The organism is Rhizobium sp. YTUHZ045 (genome assembly GCF_051124255.1).
Taxonomy (GTDB): Bacteria; Pseudomonadota; Alphaproteobacteria; order Rhizobiales; family Rhizobiaceae; genus Rhizobium.
In genome coordinates this window covers 441937-466060 of sequence record NZ_CP101433.1, presented here as the reverse complement: position 1 = coordinate 466060, position 24124 = coordinate 441937, and the positions used below count along the sequence as shown (strand labels likewise).

At 56.7% G+C, this 24124-nt stretch carries 22 protein-coding genes and 1 pseudogene; 10 read left to right on the top strand and 13 right to left on the bottom strand.

The window, feature by feature from the left end; genetic code table 11:
- Nucleotides 1–56: 56 nt before the first annotated feature.
- Nucleotides 57–1043, bottom strand: coding sequence for a helix-turn-helix domain-containing protein (locus tag NMA58_RS24430; RefSeq protein WP_434714268.1), 987 nt, complete (start codon nucleotides 1041–1043; stop codon nucleotides 57–59).
- Between the two features lie 99 nt (nucleotides 1044–1142).
- Nucleotides 1143–1646 carry a homoprotocatechuate degradation operon regulator HpaR gene (gene hpaR, locus NMA58_RS24425; protein ID WP_064696334.1) on the bottom strand — a complete coding sequence of 168 codons (504 nt, stop codon included), beginning with the start codon at nucleotides 1644–1646 and terminating at the stop codon, nucleotides 1143–1145.
- Nucleotides 1647–1944: 298 nt separating this feature from the next.
- Here hpaR and NMA58_RS24420 point away from each other — a divergent pair, with 298 nt between their 5' ends.
- From NMA58_RS24420 to NMA58_RS24400, 5 genes and pseudogenes are all read left to right on the top strand, one after another.
- On the top strand, nucleotides 1945–3390 hold the full coding sequence (locus tag NMA58_RS24420; RefSeq protein ID WP_434714266.1) for an aldehyde dehydrogenase: 1446 nt from the start codon (nucleotides 1945–1947) through the stop codon (nucleotides 3388–3390).
- 74 nt (nucleotides 3391–3464) lie between these two features.
- Nucleotides 3465–3752 (top strand): annotated as a pseudogene (locus NMA58_RS24415) (hypothetical protein); the annotation flags it as partial.
- Nucleotides 3753–4132: 380 nt separating this feature from the next.
- Nucleotides 4133–5191 (top strand): ImmA/IrrE family metallo-endopeptidase, encoded by a 1059-nt coding sequence (locus tag NMA58_RS24410; RefSeq protein ID WP_434714265.1) that lies wholly within the window; start codon nucleotides 4133–4135, stop codon nucleotides 5189–5191.
- Between the two features lie 407 nt (nucleotides 5192–5598).
- The gene (locus NMA58_RS24405; RefSeq protein ID WP_434714263.1) at nucleotides 5599–6516 is read left to right on the top strand and encodes a restriction endonuclease; all 918 of its coding nucleotides are present in this window, start codon (nucleotides 5599–5601) and stop codon (nucleotides 6514–6516) included.
- Nucleotides 6513–7064 (top strand): hypothetical protein, encoded by a 552-nt coding sequence (locus NMA58_RS24400; RefSeq protein WP_221159157.1) that lies wholly within the window; start codon nucleotides 6513–6515, stop codon nucleotides 7062–7064. The genes NMA58_RS24405 and NMA58_RS24400 overlap by 4 nt, the downstream gene beginning before the upstream one ends.
- A gap of 225 nt (nucleotides 7065–7289) precedes the next feature.
- Here the strand turns inward: NMA58_RS24400 and NMA58_RS24395 are convergent, their stop codons facing one another.
- Nucleotides 7290–7973: a hypothetical protein gene (locus NMA58_RS24395; protein WP_434714262.1), complete on the bottom strand. Its 684-nt coding sequence runs from the start codon at nucleotides 7971–7973 to the stop codon at nucleotides 7290–7292.
- A gap of 120 nt (nucleotides 7974–8093) precedes the next feature.
- Nucleotides 8094–8570, bottom strand: a complete 477-nt coding sequence (locus NMA58_RS24390; RefSeq protein ID WP_221159159.1) for a hypothetical protein — start codon at nucleotides 8568–8570, stop codon at nucleotides 8094–8096.
- Nucleotides 8571–9062: 492 nt separating this feature from the next.
- Between NMA58_RS24390 and NMA58_RS24385 the strand changes: the two genes are divergently transcribed.
- From NMA58_RS24385 to NMA58_RS24375, 3 genes are all read left to right on the top strand, one after another.
- Complete coding sequence (locus NMA58_RS24385; RefSeq protein ID WP_221159160.1) at nucleotides 9063–9368, top strand: DUF2604 domain-containing protein; 306 nt, start codon at nucleotides 9063–9065, stop codon at nucleotides 9366–9368.
- A complete protein-coding gene (locus tag NMA58_RS24380; protein WP_434714260.1) occupies nucleotides 9365–9982 on the top strand; it encodes a putative metal-binding protein in 618 nt (205 codons plus the stop codon). Before NMA58_RS24385 ends, NMA58_RS24380 begins: the two co-directional genes overlap by 4 nt.
- A gap of 489 nt (nucleotides 9983–10471) precedes the next feature.
- Nucleotides 10472–12016: an E2 ligase fold family C protein gene (locus NMA58_RS24375; RefSeq protein ID WP_434714259.1), complete on the top strand. Its 1545-nt coding sequence runs from the start codon at nucleotides 10472–10474 to the stop codon at nucleotides 12014–12016.
- A 188-nt stretch (nucleotides 12017–12204) separates the two neighbouring features.
- Here the strand turns inward: NMA58_RS24375 and NMA58_RS24370 are convergent, their stop codons facing one another.
- On the bottom strand, nucleotides 12205–13089 hold the full coding sequence (locus tag NMA58_RS24370; RefSeq protein ID WP_434714257.1) for a nucleotidyltransferase domain-containing protein: 885 nt from the start codon (nucleotides 13087–13089) through the stop codon (nucleotides 12205–12207).
- 11 nt (nucleotides 13090–13100) lie between these two features.
- On the bottom strand, nucleotides 13101–14069 hold the full coding sequence (locus NMA58_RS24365) for a patatin-like phospholipase family protein (RefSeq protein ID WP_434714256.1): 969 nt from the start codon (nucleotides 14067–14069) through the stop codon (nucleotides 13101–13103).
- 395 nt (nucleotides 14070–14464) lie between these two features.
- Here NMA58_RS24365 and NMA58_RS24360 point away from each other — a divergent pair, with 395 nt between their 5' ends.
- Nucleotides 14465–15154: a hypothetical protein gene (locus tag NMA58_RS24360; RefSeq protein WP_434714255.1), complete on the top strand. Its 690-nt coding sequence runs from the start codon at nucleotides 14465–14467 to the stop codon at nucleotides 15152–15154.
- A gap of 56 nt (nucleotides 15155–15210) precedes the next feature.
- Here NMA58_RS24360 and NMA58_RS24355 read toward each other — a convergent pair whose 3' ends face one another.
- The 3 genes from NMA58_RS24355 to NMA58_RS24345 form a co-directional block, all read right to left on the bottom strand.
- Nucleotides 15211–16119, bottom strand: coding sequence for a hypothetical protein (locus NMA58_RS24355; protein ID WP_434714254.1), 909 nt, complete (start codon nucleotides 16117–16119; stop codon nucleotides 15211–15213).
- Nucleotides 16120–16740: 621 nt separating this feature from the next.
- Nucleotides 16741–17286 carry a hypothetical protein gene (locus NMA58_RS24350; RefSeq protein WP_221159168.1) on the bottom strand — a complete coding sequence of 182 codons (546 nt, stop codon included), beginning with the start codon at nucleotides 17284–17286 and terminating at the stop codon, nucleotides 16741–16743.
- Nucleotides 17287–17629: 343 nt separating this feature from the next.
- On the bottom strand, nucleotides 17630–17866 hold the full coding sequence (locus NMA58_RS24345) for a hypothetical protein (protein WP_434714253.1): 237 nt from the start codon (nucleotides 17864–17866) through the stop codon (nucleotides 17630–17632).
- A gap of 573 nt (nucleotides 17867–18439) precedes the next feature.
- On the opposite strand from NMA58_RS24345, the gene NMA58_RS24340 reads away from it, so the two are divergent.
- Nucleotides 18440–19396: a nucleotidyltransferase and HEPN domain-containing protein gene (locus NMA58_RS24340; RefSeq protein WP_183706042.1), complete on the top strand. Its 957-nt coding sequence runs from the start codon at nucleotides 18440–18442 to the stop codon at nucleotides 19394–19396.
- A 105-nt stretch (nucleotides 19397–19501) separates the two neighbouring features.
- Here the strand turns inward: NMA58_RS24340 and NMA58_RS24335 are convergent, their stop codons facing one another.
- The 4 genes from NMA58_RS24335 to NMA58_RS24320 are packed head-to-tail and all read right to left on the bottom strand — an operon-like array spanning nucleotide 19502 to nucleotide 24054.
- On the bottom strand, nucleotides 19502–20170 hold the full coding sequence (locus NMA58_RS24335; RefSeq protein ID WP_434714250.1) for a winged helix-turn-helix transcriptional regulator: 669 nt from the start codon (nucleotides 20168–20170) through the stop codon (nucleotides 19502–19504).
- Between the two features lie 37 nt (nucleotides 20171–20207).
- Nucleotides 20208–20984, bottom strand: coding sequence for a 3-oxoacyl-ACP reductase FabG (fabG, locus tag NMA58_RS24330; protein WP_434714249.1), 777 nt, complete (start codon nucleotides 20982–20984; stop codon nucleotides 20208–20210).
- Nucleotides 20981–22690, bottom strand: a complete 1710-nt coding sequence (locus NMA58_RS24325) for an acetolactate synthase catalytic subunit (RefSeq protein ID WP_434714247.1) — start codon at nucleotides 22688–22690, stop codon at nucleotides 20981–20983. The genes fabG and NMA58_RS24325 overlap by 4 nt, the downstream gene beginning before the upstream one ends.
- Before the next feature lie 2 nt (nucleotides 22691–22692).
- Nucleotides 22693–24054 carry an aspartate aminotransferase family protein gene (locus NMA58_RS24320; protein ID WP_434714246.1) on the bottom strand — a complete coding sequence of 454 codons (1362 nt, stop codon included), beginning with the start codon at nucleotides 24052–24054 and terminating at the stop codon, nucleotides 22693–22695.
- Between the last annotated feature and the right edge of the window lie 70 nt (nucleotides 24055–24124).

Sequence of the window (24124 nt, the reverse complement as noted above, 5' to 3'; positions counted from 1 at the left end):
GAAAAGGCGTCTTGGGGAGAAACGCGGCTCGTCTTGGACGGAAGCGCAATTGCGCATCATTCCAGTTTGCCTGCCGTATCGACGGAGCGAAGCAGCTCGCTGGGCGCGCAATCGAACAGTTCCTTGAAGCTGCGATTGAAATAGGAAATGTCGTTGAAGCCGGCGGAATAGGCGACCTCGGCGATGGTCGTGGTGCTGCGCTGCTCTTTCAATTGCTCGATCTTTTCACGCGCCAGCCGCAGGCGCTTGTCGCGGATGACGGTGGTGCAGGTCATGCCCATTCCTTGGAAATCCTGCTGCAGGGTACGAATCGATACGCCCAGCCTCGTCGCCAGCCATTTTGCGCTGAGATCGCTTTCGGTCAGGTGTTTGTCGATCAGTATATCAACCATCTGCATGCGCCTGCCAGCGCTCTCATGGAGTGAATTCAGGCTCACTGCCTGGATGTCGGTCGACAGAAATGCCTGGCGCGTCGTGTCGAACATCAACTGGCGAAGATGCGGAGATGCCGCCTCGCTTTCCGGCGTCACCATCATCTTGGCGATCAATGCGCGAAGCATCATTGCCATCGGATCGCTCGCCGCAAGTTTGCGGGCGACATCGAAATCCACCTGCCTCTGCGAATACATCAACTGTCGCGGCAGATGCAGGGAGAGGTGATTGGAAAAGTGGCCGCGGAAATGGAAAGTGGTCGGGCGCGTTGAATCGACGAGAATGCATTCCCCCACATCGAGAACGTTCTGCCGTCCGGAATGCTCCACCCCGCAGGCTCCCTCGAGCTGTAGGATCAGGAACAGATGCTCGTTGGCATCCCGACGGATGTCGTCCCAGTCACGATGCACATAGTCAAGATCGTTGGAGACATGGGCGAACTGCATACCGCACACGTCGATGCGGCTAGCCGTGCCTATCACCTTGTTGCCGCGTTCCATGGCATGCGGATTGAAATTTCCGCAGATGTTTTGAAGATCGTCGACCCATTGATCGTAAGGCGTCGGTGCCCATATCCGATCGACGAGACTGCGGTTTTGCAACAGGTCCAACTCTGCCTCCCAACAGTGTCAGTGTCTCCCGAGACTGCTACAGGTCGGATCAGCCGTCAACTATTTATTTAACACATTAATTAATCTCTGCGGAGACTTTCACTCTTCGTTGCAGGGCGCTCCTTCCAGCTTCAACGCAGCCAACTCGTCGAGCATATCAAGCAATTGCTTGACCCGTTCTGTACCGAAGCGCGCGTCGATATCGGCGTAAACCTTGAGGCTCTCTGGCATGACCTCATTAACGGTCGCCTGTCCTGCCGGCGTTATTCGTAGCAGGACCCGCCGCCCGTCGGCCTTATCCTTGTGCTTTGTGATGAAGCCACGCTCCTCAAGCGAGCGGATCATGCGCGTGAGGCTCGGCGCCAGGATCGACGCCTTGTCTGCTACTTCGCTTGCATCAAGCGTTCCAACCTCGGACAGCACACGGATCACCCGCCATTGCTGCTCCGTGACATCATGGGCCGCCAGAATTGGCCGGAAGTGGCTCATCACTGCCTCACGAGCACGCAAAAGTCCGATTGCCAACGATCTGCGGCGTTCCTGGGCCGAACTGCCGCCTGGCGACGAGAGGCTGGCGACTTCATTCTGCTGTCGATTCTTCATGCTGTTCCCGATCGCCAAATCGTTGAAGACAAGATTTCCACCAACTTGGAGCAGCTGACGAGAAATCCGATGCACGCTTGTTAACATAGCAACGATCGGCAACAAGCCCATCAGTCGGGCGAATTGGGGAAAATTGTTGACCCGAAAAGCGGACGTCCCCGCCGCCGCGCTTCGACATCTAACACGCCGAATGCCACAGAACCGAGAAATTCGCCGCCAATCTTGCCCCCGATAGCGGTCATGAAGCATGATCAACGCCGACGTCCGCGGCTTCTATTTCTTTCCAGGAGATCCCACCATGAATATTTCCCTGCTTATAAGCGGCGCAGACCGCGCGGCCTCTGACGGGCGGACCTATGACCGCTTCGATCCCTTCACCGAAAAGCTCGCCAGCCGCGCTGCCGCTGCAAGCCTGGACGACGTCGCCGCCGCCGTCGATGCGGCCTCGTCTGCCTTCGGGGCCTGGTCGAAGACTGGCCCCGGGCAGCGCCGCGCAATCCTGATGAAGGCCGCCGATATCATGGATTCGAAAGCGGCCGAGTTTACCAGGCTGATGATGGAGGAGACCGGCGCCACCGCACCCTGGGCCGGATTCAATGTGATGCTCGCCGCCAACATATTGCGCGAGGCGGGCGCCATGACGACGCAGATTTCAGGCGAAATCATCCCTTCCGACAAACCCGGGACGCTTTCCATGGGCGTTCGCCAAGCTGCTGGCGTCTGCCTGGCAATTGCGCCGTGGAATGCGCCTGTCATCCTCGCCACCCGCGCCATCGCAATGCCGATTGCCTGCGGCAATACGGTCATCCTCAAGGCGTCCGAACAATGCCCGGGCACGCACCGGCTAATCGCCACCGCTCTGACCGAAGCGGGCCTGCCGGCCGGCGTCATCAACGTCATCACCAATGCGCCGGAGGACGCACCTCAGATCATCACCGCGCTGATCGCCCATCCCGCCGTCAGGCGCGTAAACTTCACCGGATCGACCAAGGTCGGGCGTATTATTGCCGAGACCTGCGGAAAATTTCTCAAACCCGCCCTGCTCGAACTCGGCGGCAAGGCGCCGCTCGTCATTCTCGACGACGCCGATATCCACGGTGCCGTCAATGCCGCGATTTTCGGCGCCTTCATGCATCAGGGCCAGATCTGCATGTCGACGGAACGGATCATTGTCGACACCGCAATCGCCGATCAGTTCGTCACCAAACTCGCGGCCCGCGCCAGCCAGTTGCCCGCCGGCGACCCGCGTGGGCACGTCGTTATCGGCTCTCTGATCAGCCTCGACGCCGCCAGGAAAATGGAGGAGCTGATCGCCGACGCCACAACGAAGGGCGCAAAGCTCGTGGCAGGCGGCAATCGCTTCGGCACAGTGGTCGAGGCGACGCTGCTCGATCACGTCACTCCCAAAATGCGCGTCTATACGGAAGAATCGTTCGGCCCGGTCAAGCCGATCATTCGCGTCTCCGGCGAGGAGGAAGCGATCCGCACTGCCAACGATACTGAATACGGGGTGTCAGCGGCCGTCTTCAGCCGCGATATTCAGCGGGCAATGGCCGTCGCGGCTCGGATCGAATCCGGCATCTGTCACATCAACGGACCGACACTGCACGACGAGGCGCAAATGCCCTTCGGCGGCGTCAAAGGCAGTGGCTACGGCCGCTTCGGTGGAACGGCGGCGATCGCCGAATTCACCGATCTGCGCTGGATCACGGTCGAGGATTCCGCGCAGCACTACCCGTTTTGAGGAAACGGGCAGCTTCGCGGCGTTGGTATGATTTCAATGGGAAGATCGCGCCAACTGGCGCGGAAAGGCCACCCGTCGCCGAGCTGATGAAGGCCAAGATCGAGGGCCGGGCACTGCCGAAGAAGAAGGCACCTGTCGCATCCAAGCCCAGCGATCTCCTGCAGGCGCTGCGCGAAAGCGCCGGGATGTCAGCGAAGGAGACGAAGCCGAAGCGCACTGCTGCCAATGCCAATCGCGGCGCCAGTCGTCAGATGCCCTGTCGCGCTGTCGTACACGTTCTGACTGACCGGACGGTGATGCGACCGGGAAGGTCCGAATTGATGCCCGCCACTTCCAGTCGATCCATTATGCGATCATTTTAGTCCAGAACGTGAACATCCTTGCAACACGGCGTCCACGAGGCTCCGTGAACAACGGCTCGCTTCGGACGCCGGCCTCGACGCCAGCCACCACGTGGATGGCCGGCATCCGAAACCCTGCACCGAAGCAGACTCAGAGCGAGGTCGTGGTGGCCGCTTTGCGCCCTCAATCTGGTCATCGACCCGACGGCCACGATTGCTACTGGAGGCCGGGTGAAAAACTGGCGGTGTGGAATGCGCGCTAAGTGAGGCAAAGCTCGCAAGGTGAGATCGGCCCGCGCCTTCGCTCGATTTCAAACGGGTAGCCGATGCCAGTTAGAAGTAGCGCAGAACCAAAAATTGGCAGATGATCGTGTCCCTAACGCCGCAAGCGAGGACCATGCGTGAATTCCACTGCTACGGGCAATAGTCTCGAAGACGCACTTGTCAAATACCTTATCGATCAGCAGGAGCGCGGAGATCTAGTCTACGGCGCTTATCCGCCAGACCTTTGCAAAATCCGCAAGAAAGCGAAGTACCCTTGCCCAGACAGAGGGAAGCCGGTCGAATTCGATGTTGTCATTGAGGTCTACCGTGAGGGCGGAAAGACACCACATCTTTATGCGGTGTTTGAGTGTAAGAACTACAAGTCGGGCATTCCAGAAGATCGAGTGAGGGTATTCTCCGACCAGATTGGGAGCGTCTTCGGACATTCAGTTAAAGGTATTCTCGTCCTGTCGTCGCGCTTGCAGTCAGGAGCTGAGATGATCGCAAGAAGCCGCTCAATGGGTATAGTAAAGTTTATCGAATCCGGTGCTGATGTGGTGGTGGATCGCCGTGATCGTGTCGAAAGTGCTTTTTTGAAGTCGCAGATTTTTGAGGGTGAACATCGCGTCAAGTCCTTGAAATTCTCAGCATACTTTGACGGGAGGTTTTTCAGCAGCATTGGTCAGTTGTTGGAATGCTTCGATCAGGACTCGGTGGGAAGAACGACAGGGCCGGCTTCCATTTCTGTCCCGTACACGTCGTTGGACGAAATTCGGGCGTTTGCCACTGAGATCGTAGAAGCGATTGGCTACAAAGCCGGGCCCATTGATCTCACTGAAATCTGCGCCGCGATGTCGCTAGAGCTCAAATTCACCCGAACAAATGTCTTCGATGAAGATGCTACGTTGATCTTGGGTTCGGCAAATTTTGATAGGAACGTGATCGAAATAAACTCTCACGATAACGAGTTCCGAGAACGGTTCACCATTGGCCATGAGATCGGTCATTTCTGCCTTGGGCATGGACGTTATCTTCGCTCAGAAACGGTTGTAGAGCGAGACCTCTTGTTGGATGTTGAAGGCGCTGAAAACTTCAATTTCACGCGCTTAGAGTTGCAGGCGAATTTATTTGCGTCGGAGATAGTTCTCCCCGATAAATCTTTCGAATCGCTGTTGAGGTGGGCTGCGCCAGACTGAATATGCGCGATATTGGTTTTGGTCGTATATACGTCGACGATAACCCTTGGACCTACCAACCTTACAATCAGTTGATTTCTGACCTCTCGCGATATTTTCTGGTCTCGAAGCAGGCAACAGCAATAAGATTGAAGAAGCTCGGGCTCGTAAATGATCAACGTAGGTATGGAAATACATCGAGCGTAAATTCGGTCGGAGAGATATTCGCTCATATCGGCCTAGCTGCTGCGTCTTGAACCATTGTACCCGTTTAGAGCCCCTATTTCGGCCATCCTGTGCGGTGATGAAGATTTTGAAGAGCTGCCAATTGTATCCTAACAGCGAGGGCCGGCGCGAACGCTGGGAGGGCGCGCGGAAGCGGGCACATTCATGGTGGAAAAAACCGCTATATAGGCTATGAGTACGGCATGAATGCACCTCGTGATTTCCAACCTGATCTTCGCTGCTTCGTCAGCGGAAATGACCTCGCCGTGGTGCGACGTCTCGTCGAGCTGGTACGGTCGCGTGGCCTCGAAGCTGCGAGTGCAGCCGAGTTGCGGGCTGGACAGACGATCACCAATGAAGTCGTGCGGCTGATCTCCGATGCCGATTTCGTGGTAGTCGCGATCTCGGAGGGCCCACAGGCAGCGCCTGCCTTCGAGCTAGGTCTCGCTCAGGGCATGGGGAAGCCCGCGTTTGTCGTCTTCGTGGGCAAGCCGACGCTAGACCTGAATACTGCCTATATTGTTGCCATCGAAGATGCGACAAAGGTCGACGACGTTGCAGAGGATTTCGATCGGTTTGTGCGCCATGCCGGCCGTTCAGATCGTCGTCGAGGCAGCGTCGAACCCGGCAGGCTCGACTCCCTCGATTGGGCACGCGAGGAACTCCAAGCATTGCGCGCGTCCGAGAGCGGCGATCGGTTCAAGCGCTTCGAAACGATTTGCGCCAAGATCTTTCGCGCTGCCGGCGCGGAAGTGGCCGAGGTCGGTGATGACCGGACCGTCGGCGCGGATCTGGTCGTCTGGCTCAATGACATCGCGTTCGAGCTAGGCGGCCCGACGCTCGTCGAGTGCAAATTCTATGGCGGCGGTGTCGGCAGCGTCATCAAGAACTCCGAAGCGACGGTCCGTAAGATCGAGGCGGTCATGAACAGGAGCGATGCAAAGCTCGCGCTGCTCGTCTACGACCATGACCGGGCGACCGTGCCGCCAAGCCTGTTCGAGACCCCGCGAGTGCTTTCCTTCGCAATCGAGGATCTAATCCACGCAGTCGAGCACCTGGAATTGGAAAAAGTGATCCTGAAGCGTCGCGAGCGCGCCCTGTTCGCGGGGCACAACCAGTGACGCTCGATCCAGCATGGATCGCGGCCGAGCTCAGTGCAATCGATGCGCTCGGAAGCAAACCACAGGAGAAGGGAAAGCGGCTCGAAACGCTGATCTCAACGATCTTTTCGCGGGTCTCGGGCCTTCAATATGAAGGCACCAACCTCAAGAATTTCTACAAGACCGAGGAGATCGACCTGCTCTTTTGGAACGACCGAGAACGCGATGGCGTTCACTTCCTGGACTGCCCGTTGATCGTGGAATGCAAGAGTTCGGCGACGCCGCTGGCCGGCCGCGACCTCCGCTATTTCGCGACGACGTTGCAAGACAAAGGGCGGACCAGCGGGGTGCTGGTTGCGCTCGCCGGCCTTGCAGGCAATGAGGAGGACGCCTCAGCGGGTTATTACCACATGACCGCAGCGCTCGGCCAAGGTACCAATGTGCTGCTCGTCACTCGAGCCGACCTGCTCGCCTTGACCTCAGGCGCCGATCTGGTGGCTTTGCTCAAACGACGGCTGCTTTCCCTGGTCAAAACGCAAGTCCTCGAGGCTGCGACGGCCGCGGAGTAGCGTTGGCGATGGACATCCGCCACATTGAACCGCCGTTCGGTACATGTCCGCTTTTGCCAATATGCGGTTACGAGCTCTCTGGCAGCTCCCGGCCCCAATTAAGACGCTCGTCCCTATCCTTCGCCTTCTCGAACCGAAGACTCAGTGGCAATTGGTGCCAATGCACTGATTATCTGTGATAATGTCCTTTATCATGGATATAACCCGTGGTGCCAAATCGTCAGATCACGGTTCGAGACTTTGGCTAGTCGGTACCTGCTGTTCAAGCTGACCAGGAAAATTCCTTGTCCGGCCTTCCTCCAGATTACGCAGCATATTGTCGACCGCTATTTCGTAGAATTCTGCTATGTGAAAATTGGCTTTGTCTTCTAGCGCCATCTGATGACCCGAAATGATAGCGATGATGCAATTCACTAGCGCAATAACGGCTTGCCCATCTAGCGGGTAGTCGCGATAGATCGCAGTCGGATCATTAAAGTACTGCTTATCGAGATGAGCGAAAAACTTGTCGCGCCGCGCCAAAATAGTTTGAATGGTGGCTCGGTGAGCTTCGAGGTCGGCGCTCTGCTTTTGAATGACATCAGCGGGTATAGCACCGGACTTCCATGTGATGTTTGTCCGGTTTTTTTCGCAAAAGTCGAGAAAAGCAAACAGGCTGCGCTCGCTTCGATTACCGTTGGGTTCAAGCAGTTTCGCGGTTGCCAAATGAAGATCGACTTCCACCGCCTGAGATAGCGGATAAAGAAGTGGTTCAATCCGCAAAAATCGGCCACCACGTTTGTGTTGCTGCGCTAGGAGCGATGAATATATAGCAAGCTTAGCAACGAGGCCCGGTGGCTCATTTCCGTGAATAAGCGCGACGTAACTTCGAAGACGGTTTTCATAGTTGCTTTGGATCTGCTCTTTCAACGATATCTCTCCCGCTTCTCCGTTTCGCTATGCTCCATAGCATGTCACTATTGATGGGTAGTTTTCGCGATTGCCGCGCGACCAAACATGTCAGCGCTCGCTGCGCATAGCCTTGTCGGATCAGTTGAACGCAATCGGGCCGTCCCAATCGCCGCGATTGAAGATGGCCTGCCCTACGAAATCCATAAGCGCGTGGCCCGCAGCTATGAATTGGCCGGTCCTTTCATAGGTAAATGCAGTGGGCATCAAGGCCTTGTTGCCGTGCGCAATATTGTTCCGCAGCCGAGCAAAGCTTCTCGTAAATAGCCTATCCCACGAGTCGATGACCTCGTCGTCACTGTCCCATTTCACCCCGCCATGGTCGGACTTTACAAGAAACTGAGGTACCGTTTCTTTGAACATCCGGATGGGAGGATGATCAAAATCGAATTGTTCGAACGGGTAATGGTGTTCGACAAGCTGGGCGAGCCGTGTCCAGTTTACGCCCAAAATGGCTTGGTTCGCGCCACTCACGTGAGCGAGATTGATATCCGTACTGACCAGGAAAAACTCGAACTTCGCTACCCGAAGCATGTAATGCGAGATTTCTTCTTCCACCGGTTCCCTCCCCTTGTCTGAATAACAGGATAGCAAGGCGGTTGCGTATACCATTATGTCTGGAAACGACCGAGTCCTGGACGCCGCGCCGTACCGAAAATATTCGGTTCGCATGCCGCTCTTCCCAGGGCGGCGACCGTCCGGAAATTGTGTGCGGAAATCACATGTTCGGAAATCGAAGTCTTTGTCGCGGTTCTCCCGCCTTAAAGGGGGCGGAACCAACCACCCTGTTGTTACTACGCTTCCGTCTCGCATCCCCTCCTCGAGGACATCGGCTCGGTCTGAACTAGCGCGACCGATTCGGAAGCGTGTGCGGGCTGCTACTCACGTTGTAGCAGCCAGTCGACCAAGCGGCAAAGGTCTTGAACGGCCCAAGCGAAAGATAATCTCACGTAACACCGCAACAGCCCCGACGGCCAGACTACTACAGGTTTACTCGCAATTTTATTCAGTTAAACTTTAGATACGAATCGCTCAATTGATGGAGTAAGCATGGCAAAGTCTCCGAATACTGTTCCTGAGGCTGCGGGCAAAGCAACCGGATCGAAGAACAAGATAACCTTGACCATTGTTGTGAATGGCGAACCGGTTTCTGTCGAAGCCAATGTTAATGCACCTCTTCATACGATAATCGCCAAGGCGCTGGAAGAATCAGGCAATGTAGGACAGCCTCCTGAGAATTGGGAACTTAAGGATGAGAATGGGACAGTGTTCGACGCGAGCAAAAAGATTGAGGACCTTGGAATTACAGCCGGACAGAAGCTGTTCCTGAGCCTTAAAGCTGGAGCCGCAGGTTGACCGAAAGTCAGTTCGTCGACGAGGCGGTTTCTCGACGAAAGTTCGAACGCGAAGTTGCGCAGTACCGTCAGCTTGAAGACACGTACCGTCGGCGAGGTTGGTTCCTGCTGGAGGCTACGTTTCCCACGGTCGTGGTGCTGTTTAGCGCGTTGAAGATCCCGGCCCGACCGCTGGTGTGCGCTGTGCGTTTGGACTTCACGAACTACGACTTGGTCCCACCGTCAGTAACGTTCGTTGATCCCGGAACCGGGAACGCACTACCGATGAAAAACCTTGGCTTTCAGATGTTGCGTCTGAATGGCGTCGTAGATGCGTCGCCCGAGACTGTAACCGCGCTGGCGCAACAACAGCGGCTATCTGTTCAACACCTACTTCAGGCTCACGGCCCAGACGATATCCCTTTCCTTTGTCTGCCGGGAGTTAGGGAATATCACGATCACCCAGCCCATACAGGTGACTCATGGCTTTTGCATCGTCGCTCTGGCGAAGGCTCCTTGCATTTTATTCTCGAACAGATCTGGGCCAGCGCGATCAATCCCATTCAGATGATCAACTATCAAATTCAGATGACCTTCTCGGGCTTTCTGCCGAACCTAGCGGCCCTGCCAAGATAAGTAGTCTCGCGGCTGTGGAGCGCTTCATTGTTCCCCGTGCAGTGGTAAACGAGGTGCATGCGCATCTAGCGGACGTAGGCCGGTCTGGATATGAGGGGCTAGGCCTCTGGGTCGGAACCATCACAGCCGGAACCGCGACCGTGAAGCGAGCGCTCATCCCTCAACAACGCCTAATTCGAACTGCGTCGGGTGTAGGCGTCTATGTCGATGGGGCTGAGTTGCACCGCCTAAACGTGTGGCTTTTCGACAACCACCTACGCATCCTCGCGCAGATTCACAGCCACCCCACGGATGCGTACCACTCCGATACCGATGACGAGAACGCGTTGGCGACAACGGCCGGCTCGCTTTCGCTAGTCGTGCCGGACTTTGCCAGAGGTCCCGCCGATCTGTCGCAGGCGGCTCTTTATCGGCTCGACAGAGCAGGGAAATGGATAGCGGTACCGCAAACGGCTATGAGCCGTCTCATAGAAATCGTGGATTGAAACAATGGCACTGGCAAAGTACTTCGGTCGTGCGGCCACCGCGGCATCGCAAGTCCTCCAGGGCTTCGACGCCAAAGATTTTGAGGGGCTGCTCAATAACCTTGTGATTGGAATTGCGTTTGATCAGGAGGCATGCTCAACGGAGGGCAAGGCTGCGCTCGATCTCCTGATCAGGTTGGTGGCGCGATTCTATCCGACCATCTGCCTCGTACCCCTGGGAAATGAGCCGAGAAAACTGACGAAGGGCCTAAGCTCACTGGCTCGGTCGATCAACGAGAGCATCACGATCGCTCGTCGAGGGTCATCGGCCCTTTCGCATTGTCTGGTTATAGGCTCGACCAGCCCCGAGGTGCCCTGCCCAAAATTCTTCCTCGGCTCTGACGGGTGGATTGCAAAATTCTCCGCGGAGAGGCCGGTCGGAACGGGCAGCAGTAACAATGCGTTCGGCGCAGGTGCCGCCGCATGCATTGCTGCGTCGAACTTGTTTCGGCATATATTCAGAGATCAGATCACCGGTGCATCAGTGGACAAGGCGGTAACGTTTTCCTTGTTTGACTACGCTCCTGGCTCGCGCGTTAACCCGCCCCTTTCCGACACGGTGCTCAATGATTTGTTCCTTCTCGGGTTGGGCGCGATCGGCAACGGCGCGGTGTGGGCGCTTTCCCGCGTTCCCCACTTGCAAGGGCACTTGCAGGTGGTTGATGGCGAGCAGGTAGATCAAGGAAATCTTCAGCGTTACGTGCTGGCGCTCGAGCGGGATATTGGCCAGAGTAAGGTGAAGCTTGCTTGGCGATACCTGAAAACTCAACGCGACCTTACAGTTGACGGCCATAGCGCGAGGTGGCAAACGTTGCCAATCGTCCGCTCCATGCAGCATGTGGCAATCGCGCTAGATACGGCGGCGGATCGAATTGCCGTACAAGGTACGCTACCTCGGTGGACCATCAATTCTTGGACGCAGCGCGGAGACCTCGGAGTGTCGCATCACGGCTTTGAAGGGGAGATGGCATGCCTTGCATGCCTGTATATGCCGCACGGAGCCGTTCCCGACGAGGACCAGGTCATTGCCGAGGCCCTCGGCCTCGAGGACCGGAAAGTGGATATCGTGCGGCCGATGCTTCACAATGGTGCCCCCGTTAGCGGTGAATTGATGCGAGATATCGCAAGCCGGCTGACAGTCCCCGTTGAGTCACTCCTTCAATTCGTCGACCAACCCTTGCGGAACCTTTATCAAGGCGCCATCTGCGGCGGCGTTGTGTTCGAGCTTACAGCTGGGAGTAAGCCGGTGCGTGTCGAGGTTCCGATGGCTTTCCAGTCGGCGATGGCCGGCATCATGCTGGCCGGAGAAATCATCAAGCGGGCGACAGGCAATGCGCCAGATTGGACCACTGCCAAGCTTAATCTGCTACGCAATATCCCTAGTGACGTGGTCACAGAGCGTCGCAAGAAGGATCGGCTGGGCCGCTGCATTTGTCAGGATGAGGATTACTTAGACGTTTACCGAGCAAAGTACAATGCGCTGGAGGGAGGTGGCTTCGGCAAAACATGATCCTTGTTGCCTACGAATTGGTCCTCACCGCCACTCCCGCACTACGTCGATAGAGATGTATACGATCTCGGCTACGCGCAAGGACAGCAGGCTGGGTGCCGAGACGGCGTGGAAGACGCTACCCCTTGCTTGCGGTTTTTCGGGCTGAAGGGTTGCACGCCGTGACAACTTATCTGATGGCCTGACCGTCACGCCCAGAACTTCTTGAGTGCCGACATGAACGTCTGGAAATTCTGCAGTGACCAGCAAACAGGGTGCCCGTCGCGGAGCAACCAGTGGATACCGTTAGCACAACGAAACTGCGAAGTATCCGCGCGGCTTACGTACTCGATGCAATTGTTGACGGTTTTCCAATATGTTGAGCCGAACAGCTGGTTCGGCACATTGAAAAGCAGGCCCTCGATGAAATAGGAGGGCGCAACACCGCCAGCCAACCTGCCCTCGTCAATCATGCGGTTCCGCATGTTCTTGAATATGCGGACCGTTCGCTTGAAGTAGGTGTTCGTGTTCTGGTGCTTGAGCGTGCAGTTGGCGGAATGCTGCTTGGGATAGTTGACGATCTTGGTCCCATCCTTGGCCCAAAACACGATGCCCTCATAGTACTTTACGCCGCCATTGGCTGGAAATGTCAGGAAATGGCGATGTTCGGCGCATGGCAGCACATCGGCATCACGCCGGGAGCCGTTCCCGGGAATGAAGATGGCCTTGCTGCCGGCCTTTACGCCCGGGCCGAATTTCTGGGTCAGCCAGCTCGTGACCTCGTCCTTAAACTTCGGAAGCGTGTATTCGGCACTGCTTCTGCTCAGCTCGTAGTTGGCCTTGTCTAGCGGGGGCAGATCGCTGATGTCCGAATAATAGATAGAGGTAAGGCGGATCACGATGTCCACGTCACTGTCGGCATAGATGTTGGTGTCGTTCCCGTAGGAGCCCTGCAGGAAGGTATCGAACGACTTGAGCCAGAAGGGCGAGTCCTTGTCGTTCAGGACGTTGCTGACCGTCTGATATGTCGCGGCCGACTGCGTGACGCTTCCCTGGGACGACCACGTATCGAGCTGGTTTTCGCTAAAGGACATATCTGCACCTGCTAAAAGAGGAATTCTTTCAGAGTGGCTTCATTCATGGCAAAGGAGTCCCGCCCGCGCTGGCGGAGGATATTCAGCTTCTTGAGGTCATGCTCGAACAGGTCTGTAGCCATTTCCGGTTGTTCGAAAGTGTCGCTGATCCTGATGGTAGGCACATCCTTGAATAGAATCGTACGGAGCTGGTCCATGGACTGCGTGTTGATCTCCAGCGTCTTCTGCAGGAGCTGGACGCTAAGGAGATATCGCGCCCAATACATTTTGCTGAACATGGATGGCTTGGGACTCGGGTAGACCCCGACACCGACACTCACTACGCGCAAATCCTTATGCGCGATGTTCAGCGCCCGTGTCGCGTCAGCAATGGCGTAGAGGGTGGGGTTGTTGGCGCAGTACCCGCCGTCAACGAGCTTTATCTCGTCGCCGGAACCGGTGGTGACTGTTTTCGCGGCAAAGAACGGGAATGCCGAGCATGATGCTTGGACCGCGTCACCGATCTTGACACCAAATCCCGGCTTAAAAGTTCCCTTGCGACCGTGCGCCTGGGCGATACTCCCCTTGAAGATCATCGGGCGCTCGATCACCCACTTTGTGGCGACGACGCCGACCGCGGTCTTCACGTCATCGAACATCGCATCCTCGAAGATGTCCGCCGCCAGCTTGGCAAGCTTGGCCGACTTGTGCTCGGGTTTCTTGAGCCGCATGATCTCCGGAACATATTGCTTGTAGAGGTCGTGGATTTCGTCCACCGACATTCCCAGCGCGATCATGGAGCCGATGATTGAGCCGGTGCTGGTGCCAAACACGAGGTCGAACTTCTCGTGCAGGCGGCAGCCGACAAGTCCCTCGATCTCGGCCAGAACGCCAAGAGTATAGAACCCCTTGGCCCCTCCGCCATCAAGACTAAGGATCCGATATGGCTTCCCGGTTTTGGAATCTTCGGTCACGGTACAACCTCGCTGCAGCGGCAGCATTAGCGCAAATTCCGAGGGTTCGTCCTGTGGTTGCCGGTGTTGTCCACTGTATTAATGACAGAGACGGGACGGCTGCCGAAGCTTAGCCACCCCTATCATGTTGCCGCGCGCTCCGCCTGCTCGAAGATTAGCCTCCGCGCTACGGCGGCCTTTGCCTCTAGTATTCGGACGTCGCAATTTCTCCGTTGCCATGCAGGCATTCTTTGCAACACGGCGGCGTTATGCTCGAATAATTTAAGTATTTAATTTCACGAATTTCGTGGCATACACGTCACTGCTGTTGTCAGAACCTGCGCCGCCCCATAGCACGCTGAATCAGGTTGTGGATTTCGGCAACTAAAAGTTATCCCCAGCCCGAAGCGCATCTATATTGCAGCGGGCTCGGGAGACGTGGCGTGAACAAATTCGAGAGATATTCCATCGTTGCTGGCATCACCTTATCTGCGATCTCCGCAATGGCTTCGGCAGTTGCAACTTGGCAAACCGCCGCGCAGGCGAAATACGCTCAGCAGGCACTGACTGCCGCCGACCTGAACAAAGGCTTCTCAGACTTTTACGATCAGTGGACGAAGCTCTGCACCGCAATCGATGTCACGGGAGGCTATGTTGTATTCGAAGTCAAATCGGCCGCGCTCAACCACCAGATGGTCGTCGTGGAAGCCACGGACATGGGGTATCCCTTTGAGCCGATTGACCACACCGCCCAGATGCTGAGAGCCAGAAAGGCTATGGACGAGGTGGTTGAAGCTCACGACAAGCTCGCAATGTGGCTTCCCGCCGAAACCCTCAGGTCCATGAGCTTCGAGCAAGTGCTAACGAACCTTATCATCCTTTCAAGGACCAATGCTGCGCGGAGCGAAGCCAAACATTACAGCGCGATGTTCCGCCAAGCGGGGTATTGCCGTCTCTGGAAATCGTGGTTCATGACGTGGTTCAAGCAAGGTTATGGTCCGACCCCTGACGTGGACTTCAAAAATATCAGGCTGGTGTTCAATACTCGCGACGGCAGCGTGCTTAATGATGACTACATTCGCGAGGCCCGCAAACAGCCGTGGGACCAAATCCATCGCTTCGCACCGCCGTGATCCGCCCCGCTCCTTCGCGCGATTGGGGTTTAAACGCTCTACATAGGCAGCACCTTCTATGAGAAAATATCTATAGAGTTTGTGCCGGAATTATGCAGTCGGACTTCGTATCCCTCGCCTCGATAGTCCTGCACGAACTGTACAGCCTTGGCCCGACTTTCATCGGTGTCGTCAACGGTAACGTACACCTCGTGAAGAAGGTCTTCTGATGTTTCAATACCGAAGCTATCGAAGAACCGGCCGACCCATCTCGCAACCTCGTCTACCAAATCGCGGTTGTTCACACTGCTCCGGGAGGTGACGGTCATCGTGATTTTATCGCCACCCCGCGTGGGCTTGCTGAAATAATGGTGCCGCGCTCGCCGGAGCATACTTGTTGCGAGCAGGCCTTCCTCCTCTAGCATGCCCAACCTCCTTGCCATCGAGTAGAGCTGTTCTTCGAGAATTCTCTCTTTCGGGGTGGCCGTCTGCTCAAAATCGACCTTGCCACGTGAGAATGTGACGGGATTGTCGATTTGATGGTCAGGTTTTATCGCTTCCGTTATCGCCGCGTGCAGCAGTCCTCGTGCGGCTCGGATGTCTAACGGCCTTCGGCGGGAGAACTTTATGGAGCGGAAAGGTGCGATATCAAAAGGTATGCGCTGGCCCTCGAGGTGCATGTGGATGATAGGCTTCTGAATCGTATGGCGAATACCGATTTCGTAAAAGGCATTCGGATTGAGCGTCGTCAAATCGGCGATTACAAGCTCGGCTTCGAGAAGGGCTGTAATTACCTGTGAAGTGATTTGGCCGGGATTTGAAATCTTATCGGCACGGCGCACGTCGTAGTCCTGAAAAGATTCTTGGAAAACGGGCTCGATGATATCTTCCAGTAGCCAGTCAGCATGAATCCGATCATCGCTGTCGTCGTCGCCAATCGGGCCGACAACAAAGCAGCTCTTCCTACGCGCTGGCTTACCTGACATTGCTTTCCCCACCTCTGATATACCTATTTCTAGCAACCATTCGGGGAGTTACAAGCCGCCGCCGCTCTACATCCTCCCCGCGGCGACCGTAGCCTACCAGGGATTGCTTCCTAAGGGTACGAAGCCAAGGCTGATGCACCACCGCCGATGCTGTTCTGGTTTTAAGTCCACGTTGCGTGTCGAGCGAGCGGCGGCACTCGCTCGCAAAAACACTCCGGCCGGGGAGATCTCTCGCAATTTTTCGAGAGTGGCGGTCAAGGTTGAATTTCAAAAGGCCGGGTGACGCGTGACGGCGCCGATTGAGGCGCATTGATTTGAGGCCGAGCGAGCTCCCGCGATGGCGATGCCAGCCTGGAGCGGCGGCCAGCAGGCGGCTAAGTTAGGTCGCATGCTGCAGGGCTGCCATCAACCTGGCTATCGAGGGTCACGATAGCCTGTAGCACTGCCGGCAGCCCTTACGCCGGCCGCAGCACGCCGCACCATTCGTCCGGCCGTTCGTCTCTGCCGCATTCGAGGCCAGCGGCCAGCGATTTTGTTCCGGAGCGTCGCCACGTAGCACTGCTCCAATTGCGGTAACTTCGACATCCAGCGAGGTATAAATCTAGCTCTAAACTGAAAAGGTTAGTTGACCAGTGTGAGATAGCAGTCCGCGTTATACTGATTCCAGGATAGCAAACCAAAATTGCCGTCAGTATCGCCCTTATCCTGCCAATTCTCATACAGACCATCAGTAAAATAACAGGCCCAAGAATTGTTGACGTGTTGAGTTCCATTGTTCTTGTTTGTGCCGGCGACATCGCCCGCCTCGGCACGCCATGCGCCGTTTTCCTTGTTGTAGAAGAATAAGAAATGGCGCGAGGCAACGCGCCCAGTGTCATCCCAGTTGTGCATTCCAATTCTTACCGTGCAGCCGTCTTTGCCGCTGCATAACTTCACGACGACCTCTTCTGGAATTTTGGTTGTCGTTCCGCGCTGAGTCCTCAGCGCTTCGAACGTTGCCCGATCAGGTTTGTTTGGAGTGGGGTACGCGTTGCTGAGCGCCCTCATTTCATTCGGGTCTACGCGCGGTTCTATGATTACTGATCCGCTCAGGACGCTCTCCTGCGCCAGGGAATTTGAAATAGTTAGCAAAGTGGCGGGCAGCAATAGGACGAGTAAGTTTCGCATGTTCTGCTCCATGGAGGAAAGACGGTTGGATAATCTTGCTCACCCTTCGATTGTACTTGTTACAACTTAATCGATCAACAACCCATATGCGGTATATGTAGCCACTGCACCCGACATGGTCGTAGCACATTATGAGTAGGGGACGTGTGCCTAGATTCTCTCCGGCCTCTTGGTCCTCTGCCCTACTCATTCGGCATCCGCAATTGTAAAGCCGAGTTACCGCTCACTTGCCCTTCCAACATTCACACTTGGTAACCACGTGGGGTAACTACGTTTTTTTTCTTTACCTGAAGTGAAATCGCCTTTAATTTCCGCCATCCGCTATCGTTGTCACAACGGCCTGTCACTTCCGATAAGTATCGCTTATCGATGGTTGGTTGATCTGGTGCAGAAAATCGGCGATGTCGATCATCCTTGATGATCGGAAATGCCCAGTTTTCCGGGCTTTACAGCCGATTTTCGCGTAGGATGACGGACTCCCCGAACGAGCATTCGACGGCCGCCGGCGGTAAAGATGGCCCTGCTCTTCTCCGGAATTGAGTTCGCGCACTGCCGGCAACCTCTTGCCTTCTGCAGCCATCTCCAAAACCCCTGCTTTTCTGGCATTTCCGCCACAGAAGCCCGCTGGCGCGCGTTTGCCGCCGCGGACGCTCCGCTGCTCGGCCGCGGTGGCATTTCGAGTCTAAGGGGCACATTCGATGCCTAAAACACGCTTGCAACTGACCGTTTTCTGACGCGTGGCATAGTTGTACAAAGCTTTCTACGGACGCGGGAAAACTAACGCCAAAACCGACAGGGACGGCCCTGTGCTTTACGCTGAGCAATATTTGTCCGCGATTACCGTACAAATAGTGGAAAGTCAAAGCCAATACTGGAAGGCGTTACGGTACCTGATGCTGTCTCGAAAACGAGATGACGAACCCTGGATCAGATGACGGTATTTTCGATCACTAGGAGGAGGCCTGAGACACGATCGCGCGCTCACAATGCCGCCGGCGTCTGCTGACACAGAAGGCGACTGGGGCGGTCGACCGCCAGCAGTCTATCTTGGCGTTGACGTCTAAGTAATCGTGACCGAAGATTATCATCGACGCTATCGCAACCGTTAAAACTGCGGGTGGACGGTGCGAGATCTTTCACCTATCGATGGTGCATGAAATTGTCCCTCGATCATATTCCGCTTCGTAAACAACGCGAGATTGGCCGCGTGCTGGAAATCCTCCACGAGGAATTCGACGACGCCCTGAAGGACGGCACAGCGGAGTTCAAGAAGCGCGGGCGCATTTTGAAGATCATCTTGTTCGGCTCCTACGCCAGGGGCGGCTGGGTTGATGAGCCCTTCACGATGAAGGGTTATCGCTCGGACTTCGATCTGCTAATCATCGTCAACAACCGGAAGCTCTGCGAGTTCGCTGAATATTGGTACAAGGCTGCCGACCGCCTGATCCACGACAAGTCGATCGATACGCCGGTAAGCTTCATCGTCCACTCCAGGCGAGAGGTGAACAACTATCTCAAGGAGGGACAGTACTTCTTCTCCGACATTCGCAAGGAAGGTATCGTTCTCTATGAACTTGATGATGAGCCGCTTGCTGAACCGAAGCCGCTCCCGGCGACCGAACGATATCGGGTCGCGAAGGAGCACTTTGACCAACGGTTCAACGAAGCAACGGCTATTCTCGAAACAGCGAAATTCCAACTTGGCAAATCAGCGAAGACTGGTGATGCGTGGGGAAATTGGGCTGCATTTAGTCTTCACCAATCGCTCGAGCAGGCCTACTCCTGCGTGCTGCTGACGCTAACTAACTACAGCCAGCCTTCCCACAACATCAAATTCCTCCGGTCGCTTGCCGAAGAACAGGACCGGCGCCTTGCCGAAGCCTTTCCTCGAGATCAGCATCGCGAGCGCGCCTGGTTTAACACGCTGAACGAGGCATATGTGAAGGCGCGTTATTCCAAGTATTTCGAAATCAACGAGGAGGCACTTGACTGGCTGGCAGAGCAAACGGCTTTGTTGCTCGAGCTTGTGAAGATCGTCTGCTCCGAGCATTTGGATAAGCTCAGGCAATATGGCGCCTCGTCGACCGATGCCCGGTCAGACCTCACTTAGACCTGTAAAGCGGCGTCTTTGGCAGTCCATTTTGACGCATTCAGATCCCGTCCGTCCAGGACCATCGCAATCTATATGCTCACATGATGATGGCCATACAATCATTCACGCTTCGTGAAACTCAACGGCGTAGCCTGCGCCGTAGGCTGTGCGGACCCGCACATTCCGAAGTTCTGCGAGCGCTCTTCGCAGCCGGCCAATATGCACGTCGACGGCCCGACGGCCCACATACCGTGGGTTAGGCCATACGGCCTCAATGAGTTGCTCACGGGTGCTGATCTCTCCTTGCCTTTCCACCAGAAACTTGAGGATGCGCGCCTCCATGGGCGCAAGGTTGATTCTCTTCCCTGCGACGACGACCGCGTGATCTTCGACGACCAAATCGGCAGGAATGACAAAACTTGAAGATATCGTGGGCTCCGGCCGCGGCCTTACGCCATTCAAAAAGGCAATGAGCTTCGCTGGCGACAAAGGCCGCGCGATGACATCTTCAAGGCCGGCCTTGATCAATCGAAGGTGCTGTGCATGCTCTCCTCCGGCGAGGGCGCCGAGGGGAAGTCTGGCCTCCTTTGACAGCGCACATATCGCCGCAATATCGCTGGGCCAGCTTCCACAATCCAGGAGGACTGCGGAAATTGCTGCCGAAGTGCAGGCCTCCGCGGCATCGTCTTCAGTGGCTGCTAGCCGAGCCTCGAAACCTTCGCCGTGCAGAATATGCGCAAGCAGCAGATAAAGTTCGGCATCCTGCGAGCAAACCAGAATGACAGCAGTCATATCGATCGCCTCTGCGTCCTATAATAAGCGGCCGGCCTTAGCTCGGCGCGAACTCGCCGCCGTTCACATCGATAATGGCTCCATTGACGAAACCGGCATCTTCTGACGCAAGGAACGCAATTACGGCAGCAACATCGTCCGGAACGCCAAGCCGGCCGGTCGGAATGCGAGTGAGGGCGTCGATGTTAGTCTTTGTTTCCGCGGATCCGGTCAATGGCGTCAGGATGCGACCGGGCGCCACGACATTCGATGTTACGCCGTAGGAAGCATATTGGGAGACCAGCACGCGGGATAACCCTGAAAGCGCCGCCTTCGATGCGACATAACTCGCTCCGGCGATCCGTGGTCTCGTCCGGCCTGCAAGGGAGCCGACGAAGATGACGCGCCCATAACCCTTTTCCTTCATGGCAGGCAGAACGGCCCGGCAACACAACATCGTGCCGGTTAGGTTGACCGAGAGCACGTCGTTCCACTCCTCAAGGGCAAGATCGGCGACGTCAGGAGGTCCGTCGGGGCCCTTGGGCGATATCCCGGCGTTGCAGACGAGAACTTCGGGGGCCCCAAAGACATAGGCGACTTCGGTGAAGAAATCCGTGATGGCAGCCGGGTCGCGGAGATCTACCTGTCTTGCGAGCGACTGCCCCGACCCGGAAGCTTCGGCAAGCGCTGCGCCGGCGGCCTCGACGCTTGCCTCGCCATGACTGAAGACAGCCACTCTATGACCGGCCTTGAGCAGACGAAACGCTGTGGCAAGACCGATCCCCGTTGTGCCCCCGCTGATGACCGCAACAGGTGTGCGGAGTGCGGCGCTCATGCGGCTTCATCCATTGCAGCAAACAGCGACAGAGGCGGATGAGCGCCAGGCTCGGTCATCACCTCGATCAGGAGCGGACCCGGCCCAGCCAGGCCCCGCTCCAGGTATCTAGGAAGATCAGCGGGATCGAAGATGCGAACCGCCGGGCAGCCACAGGCTTCGGCAATTTTCTGATGGTCGACGTCTGCAAAGTTGCAGGCTGTGGTGAAGCTGCCGAACTTGACCGTTTCCGCGTCACGCTGGAAGCCGAGCACGCCATTGTTCAAGACGATGATGAGGACGGGCAATTTGCTCCGCACCATGGTCTCAAGCTCTGCCCAGCTATGGGCGAAGCCCCCATCTCCCACGATCGCCACCACCGGCGTCTCTGGTCTTGCGGCTCTGGCGCCGAGCGCAAGCGGCAAGCCCCACCCAAGTCCAGCAAGGCCTCGCGGCGAGAGAAATCGCATGCCAGGCGAAAGTGCCCGAAGCTGGCCGGCAACCCACATGGAGGAATAGCTAGCATCAGCGACGACGGTCGTATCGGCCGTTAGCATCCGTTGCAGTTCGAACATGATCCGTTCGGGACGGATTGGACTTGCGTCCGACCGCGCAACTGATTGCCGTTCTGCTTCAAATGCGCGCCAGAACCCAGCAATACGCGACTCCAATTCCTCGCGCTTCGATGCGCGGTAGGAAAGGTCGCATTCAGCGAGCACTCTGCGGAGCGCGCCGATTGTTTCCGCAGCATCCCCAGCCAGCCTGACCGCCTCGTAGGTTCGGCCTATTTCCACCGGATCGACATCGATATGGATAACCGACGCTGATGGGGGAATTTGGCGCCAGCTGTCGGTGCCATTCTGATTGGTTCGTGTGCCTATGAGAATGACCACATCGGCTTCTTCGACCAGCGCAACACTGTGCCGCCCGAGCGACTTCGGGCCAACAAGCGCACCGAGGACCCCCGCCGACAGAGGGTGGAATTCGTCGACCGCACCTTTGCCCATATTTGTCGTAACGACGGGAAGCGAGGCCTCGTCCTGTAGTGCCGAGAGTTCGCCGGCGGCGCGGCTTGCATGAATGCCGCCTCCGGCGATAATGATGGGCGCTTGAGCTGCCGCAATCATCGAAGCTGCGCGCTCGATGTCGCTATCGCGCGGACGCAAACGATCAACCGGCCAATGACCCAGGGCCGCCTCACGCCGAAATGCTGACGGCGCAATCTTCTCCCGCAACAGGTCCGCGGGAAGCAGTAGCGCGACCGGTCCTGGTCTGCCCGACACGGCTGCCGTAAAGGCAGCGTCGACGTAATCGTCGATGCGTTCCGCAACGATCACCTTACGCACCCATTTCGTGCAGGATTGGAACAGGGCGAGATGGTCGAGTTCCTGGAATGCATTGCGATCCGCCTGGTCTCGTTCAACGTCCTGGACAAGGGCGACAATCGGTACGCTGGCCTTAAGTGCCTCGGCCAGCGGGGGAACGAGAAGTGTTGCGGCGGGTCCGTTTTGCGCTGCGACGACGCCGACCTTACCGGAGAGACGCGCATAGCCGTCAGCCATGGTCCCTCCCATGTTTTCTTGACGGTAGGCGACCTGACGGATGCCAATTGCTTCGGCAGCGAGGATCACCGCAGAAGGCAGGCTCTGAGCAAAGATATGGGTGACGTTGTGTCTCTTGAGAGAATGCGCAATACGTTCGGCGACGGTGAAAACATCATTGGCCATGATCACATGCCTGCTTCGGTTGGATTTGCATCAAGTGCGGAAAGGAAATCTGCGAAGGCGGAGACGACCGCATCGCCATCAGCCCTGGTCATTGCCGTCGATAGGCACGCTGCGGCTCCATTGGGCAGTAAGATGCCGCACTCGAGAAAGTGTCGCGACAGCCGTGCCATCAATTCTGCCTCCGTGGGCTCCAGATAAGCTTCACGGAAATCTGTGGGCTCCTTTCTTTTCGGATGAATGCGAAACAATGATGCGGCACCTGTTACGCTGAAGGCTGCGCGTCGACGCGCGATCTCCCTGCGAAGACCGGCGCGAATGCTGTCACCAAGGCTCTCGAGCGAGGCGAATGCCGCCTCGGTCATTGCCTCCATGGCGACCCGCCCCGCGACCATCGATACCGGATTTGCCGAGAACGTGCCGCCTTGCGGAAGCGGCGGCGTGCCGCTGTCACTCGCAAAGACCCGCATGACCTCCCTGCGCCCACCAATTGCACCGATCGGAAAACCTCCGCCGATGATCTTCCCTGCCGCGATCAGATCGGGCTGCAGACCGTAGCGGGCCGAAGCGCCCCTATAGGACTGTCGAAGATTGAGCACCTCATCGGCAACAACGATAATGCCATGCTGCCTGGCGATCGCACCAACGGCTGCGAGGAAAATCGGTTCAGGTGCAATCAGTCCGGCGCGGCTCGGCATCGGATCGATAAGGATACAAGCAAGCGACGGCGCTGCCGAAGCAATGCGACGCTCGAGGTCTTCGACGTCGTTGAAACGGATGACGGTCACCTCTTCGCCAACGGCGGGCGGCATGCCACGATAGGCGGGTACAGCTGGCGATCGCTGCGGGTCGTTCCAGATGGCCGGCGATACCGCCTGTCCTGTCTCTGCCCAGTCGTAAGCGCCGTGATAGGCGCCTTCAATGCGCGCGACGCCCGGCCGGCAGGTGAATGCGCGGGCCGCCTTGATCGCAAACATCACAGCCTCCGTCCCGCTGTTGACGAAGCGAATATGATCGACCGCGGGAATGCGGTCGATCAGCAGCTCGGCAAGGGTGATCTCGTGCTCGGTAGGGTTTGAGAAGCAGGTTCCACGATGAAGAAGATCCGCGACCGCGTCGGCAACGGGAAGGAAACCGTGGCCATGGATCAGCGTCGTGAAATTATTGTTGAGATCGAGGAGCCGGTTGCCATCGACATCGATGAGATATGCTCCCTCACCGCGCGCGATGTAAAGCGGGCTAGGCTCGTGATCCACCGTGACCCGCGTTATTCCAGTTGGAAAAACCTGGCGCCCCCTTCTGAAGAAATGTTCTGACCGCGACCGGGATAAAACCCGGCCGCTGCGCGATAAGTCTGGATGAAACATCTGGATCCTCTCCGGTCAACGTAGGTCGCCACGCGACCCTTCACAATTTTGTTGTAACAAAAATCATGAG

Bases quoted from the DNA above. Each gene is read 5' to 3' on its own strand.
- NMA58_RS24340 (WP_183706042.1), top strand. From the start codon at position 18,440: ATGAAATTGTCCCTCGATCATATTCCGCTTCGTAAACAACGCGAGATT.
- NMA58_RS24320 (WP_434714246.1), bottom strand. From the start codon at position 24,054: ATGTTTCATCCAGACTTATCGCGCAGCGGCCGGGTTTTATCCCGGTCG.
- NMA58_RS24355 (WP_434714254.1), bottom strand. From the start codon at position 16,119: ATGTCAGGTAAGCCAGCGCGTAGGAAGAGCTGCTTTGTTGTCGGCCCG.
- NMA58_RS24345 (WP_434714253.1), bottom strand. From the start codon at position 17,866: ATGGCTGCAGAAGGCAAGAGGTTGCCGGCAGTGCGCGAACTCAATTCC.
- NMA58_RS24375 (WP_434714259.1), top strand. From the start codon at position 10,472: ATGGCACTGGCAAAGTACTTCGGTCGTGCGGCCACCGCGGCATCGCAA.
- NMA58_RS24370 (WP_434714257.1), bottom strand. From the start codon at position 13,089: ATGTCCTTTAGCGAAAACCAGCTCGATACGTGGTCGTCCCAGGGAAGC.
- fabG (WP_434714249.1), bottom strand. From the start codon at position 20,984: ATGAGCGCCGCACTCCGCACACCTGTTGCGGTCATCAGCGGGGGCACA.
- NMA58_RS24325 (WP_434714247.1), bottom strand. From the start codon at position 22,690: ATGGCCAATGATGTTTTCACCGTCGCCGAACGTATTGCGCATTCTCTC.
- NMA58_RS24405 (WP_434714263.1), top strand. From the start codon at position 5,599: ATGAATGCACCTCGTGATTTCCAACCTGATCTTCGCTGCTTCGTCAGC.
- NMA58_RS24365 (WP_434714256.1), bottom strand. From the start codon at position 14,069: ATGCTGCCGCTGCAGCGAGGTTGTACCGTGACCGAAGATTCCAAAACC.
- NMA58_RS24335 (WP_434714250.1), bottom strand. From the start codon at position 20,170: ATGACTGCTGTCATTCTGGTTTGCTCGCAGGATGCCGAACTTTATCTG.
- hpaR (WP_064696334.1), bottom strand. From the start codon at position 1,646: ATGAAGAATCGACAGCAGAATGAAGTCGCCAGCCTCTCGTCGCCAGGC.
- NMA58_RS24420 (WP_434714266.1), top strand. From the start codon at position 1,945: ATGAATATTTCCCTGCTTATAAGCGGCGCAGACCGCGCGGCCTCTGAC.
- NMA58_RS24385 (WP_221159160.1), top strand. From the start codon at position 9,063: ATGGCAAAGTCTCCGAATACTGTTCCTGAGGCTGCGGGCAAAGCAACC.
- NMA58_RS24350 (WP_221159168.1), bottom strand. From the start codon at position 17,286: ATGCGAAACTTACTCGTCCTATTGCTGCCCGCCACTTTGCTAACTATT.